This is a genomic window from Moorena sp. SIO3E8, assembly GCF_010692445.1.
GTDB classification, from domain to species: domain Bacteria; phylum Cyanobacteriota; class Cyanobacteriia; order Cyanobacteriales; family Coleofasciculaceae; genus Moorena; species Moorena bouillonii.
On record NZ_JAAHHM010000284.1, the window covers coordinates 1 to 3254 of the forward strand.

Consider the following 3254-nt stretch of genomic DNA (forward strand, 5'->3'; position numbering starts at 1 on the left):
TGATGGCTGATGGCTGATGGCTGATGGCTGATGGCTGATGGCTGATGGCTGATGGCTGATGGCTGATGGCTGATGGCTGATGGCTGATGGCTGATGGCTGATGGCTGATGGCTGATGGCTGATGGCTAATGGCTAATATATTGATAACTGATAACTGATAGCTCAATTATTACCTCAGGAGTTTTGAGAAAGCTATACCAATCTTAAATGAATTGTGATAATTTTTGTTCCCTGTTCCATACTCCCTACTCCCTGTTCCCTGTTCCCTGTTCCCTGTTCCCTTTGGTATATTTCACTCACCTCACACTATTTTATCAAGAATTTATACAAAAGTTAAACCTGACATCAAAGCTTTATAAACGCGATCGCATACATCGGACAGAGAGACTTATAAATAACAGGGAATTCACAGACAAAACTGCTCTCTACTCCCTAATCTCTAGAACCAATAAGTGTGAATCAGGTAAGTCACTCAATGAAATATAAACTGCTTTCTGCATTAATGGCGACCGGTACTGTTTTAGGAGTTTTGTGTTCTGCCAATCAAGCATCTGCAACCACAAATGGATCTGATGTATCTGAGCAAGAATACAATCAACAGTATAGCAATTCAGGGAATGACGAACCAAAACTAACCTATGATCAGTGGCAATTCTTTAACGATTTTGTAAATCATGAAAGGTTAATGATAAATCAAGATGATTTACCTGAAGTCGATTTAAATAATCTGCGCTGGGAAAGTGGTGCCAACGATGTGGAATTATTTTTTATCAACGAAGGAGCAACTTACAGAAATCAACTATTCTATTCTGTGGATGGTGGTAACACTAAAGAAATGGTGTTTAATGATGTTTCCTCTCCCTTGAGCATTCTTCCTGAGGAAGATGGTTCTTTGGCACTTGGTCAAGGTGTAAATCTGGGGAATTTTGCCGGTAACACCTTTATTGAATTCTTCATAAAGTCCAATGGACACAATGGTGGTCGCAACTTCTTTGGTTTCGATACCCAACAAAACCCCGACGGATTCAACCATCTCTTGGGTTATGAACTTGAATTTGGAGGGGAAAAGTTTGTAATGCTAGGATTTGAAGACATTTGGGGCGGAGGAGACCAAGACTATAACGATAATGTCATGGTTGTCAGGGGACTCACACACACACCGAACCTACCATCAAACAGTGTATCGACACCAGAACCAGGAACTCTCCTGGGTACGCTGTTTGCCTTCGGAGTTATGGGATTAACGTCAGTACAGAAGCGCCAAGGTAAAAAATCCTACTAATAAAACTGAGGCACAATAAGGCTACAGATAGTTATTTGGTAATTGGTAATTGGTTAGTGGTTTACTATTACCGATTTCCCATTATCCATTACCCATTACCTATTATCTACTATAAAGTAGTCATATTCTGAGATCTTGCACCATTGTCATTGTCTTGATGCAGTCGCTCATGAGGGAAACCCCCAAGACCGCGCTGCATCGCTAATCGTAGGGTGGGCAGTGCCTACCAACGCGCTTTGCAAGCTTCATTATCTGTCTGGTGCACTGCCCACCCTACATGAACCAAGCTTCTTGATAATAGTGCAAGATGTGAGATATTCGTAGTTATCATGTGAATAGACAATATGAATCAAAATTAGTGTGTAGGAATACAGCAATGTTTCCTACACACTATCTATGTTTACCCCTATCAATAATGGCTATAGGACTTATATCAAGTCTGGTTGAATACCCATAATTAAGGAACCCGGGAAGTGTGGGGAGATGGGGAGATGGGGAGATGGGGGAGATTTTTATTAAGCGATGCAGCGCGGTCTTGGGGGTTTCCCCCATGAGCGACTGCATCAAGACAGGGTAATTATCCTGACATGATATTACCCAGATGAAAGGAAAAATCAAGGTATTAGCCAATAGTAAACCGGTAACTTCAGATTTACAGATGCTGACATCTCTAGATTCAGGCCAAATCAAACAGCAACACCTCTGCTTGCTCTTGACCCACTAACATCACAGATTCCGCTTGAGAAATAGCAGCACCATCACCAGCTTGTAGCAAGTAATTATCTAACTTGACCTGACCTCGTGCTACTTGTACCCAAATATGACGATCTTGATTAGCCTGGTACATTACTGATGCACCAGCATCCAGGTTCGTGCCATAGACATTAACATCTTGATGAATGCTCACAGAACCATCTCGTCCGTCCTGTGAAGCAACTAGTTTTAATTGATTCTGCTTTTCGTCTGGTGCAAAAAATTTCTGCTCGTAGCTTGGTGTTAATCCAGTTTGATTCGGTAAAATCCAGATTTGCAGAAAATGGGCGATGTCAGTGCCTGAATAATTATACTCGCTGTGGGCAATACCTTTTCCTGCACTCATCCGTTGCACTTCACCAGGACGAATAACTGTGGTATTGCCAAGGGTATCTTTGTGCTCAAGGGCTCCTTCTAGGACATAGGAAATAATTTCCATATCTCTATGGGAGTGAATTCCAAATCCAGTTCCACCTTCAATCCGGTCTTGATTAATTACCCGCAGTTTGCCAAATCCCATATGAGCGGGATCGTAATAGTTAGCAAAGGAAAAGGTGTGGTAAGAATCGAGCCAACCGTAATGAGCATGTCCTCTTTCAGAGGATTTCCGAATTTTGATTATTTTTTGATTGTTTGTGGTTACAGTCATTGGGTTTGCATCCAAATGTTGTGATTAGTTATTGGTAAATTAGTATTCATTGAAATTTCATGGTTATGACAGTTAGGGAGTAGGGAGTAGGGAGTAGGGAGTAGGGAGTAGGGAGTAGGGGTAACAAATTTGAATCTACTTGATAAGTATGGAAAACGCTATAATTGGTAATTAGTGATTGGTGATTACAGGATTTTTCATAACTATGAGGTAAAGAGATTATCGCTGTTCCCTGCCCTCTATTTCCTGCTCCCTGCTCCCTGTTCCCTGCTCCCTACTCCCTAGCAAATTGAAAACCGCTATACTAGACCTGGAATGATTCTCCAAAGCTCTCGCCATAGTAAACTTGTTCGATATCAAACCGTCCACCATAGAGTTTAAAGGGTTCACCGGCGTATCCCATCGGCAGTAAACAACACACATCTACTTCCGAAGGAATGTTAAACTCAGATCTTGCACCTGATCAGACAAAAATCAAAACTAAGCTCATGTAACCAAGGCATAAGTGTATCTAAATGATTGAAAATAGAGAGAAGCAAAATATGCGGTAAAAGTAAAATAAGTGCTTGT

3 protein-coding genes are annotated in these 3254 nt (G+C 41.4%); 2 read left to right on the plus strand and 1 reads right to left on the minus strand.

All coding sequences use genetic code 11. The features are described 5' to 3' along the window. Positions 1-207: 207 nt before the first annotated feature. Complete coding sequence (locus tag F6K46_RS38910; RefSeq protein ID WP_293068621.1) at positions 208-486, plus strand: hypothetical protein; 279 nt, start codon at positions 208-210, stop codon at positions 484-486. Continuing rightward, on the plus strand, positions 476-1282 hold the full coding sequence (locus tag F6K46_RS38915; RefSeq protein ID WP_293068624.1) for a DUF4114 domain-containing protein: 807 nt from the start codon (positions 476-478) through the stop codon (positions 1280-1282). Before F6K46_RS38910 ends, F6K46_RS38915 begins: the two co-directional genes overlap by 11 nt. 676 nt (positions 1283-1958) lie before the next feature. Here F6K46_RS38915 and F6K46_RS38920 read toward each other — a convergent pair. Continuing rightward, positions 1959-2684, minus strand: coding sequence for a pirin family protein (locus F6K46_RS38920; RefSeq protein WP_293068627.1), 726 nt, complete (start codon positions 2682-2684; stop codon positions 1959-1961). Positions 2685-3254 lie beyond the last annotated feature (570 nt).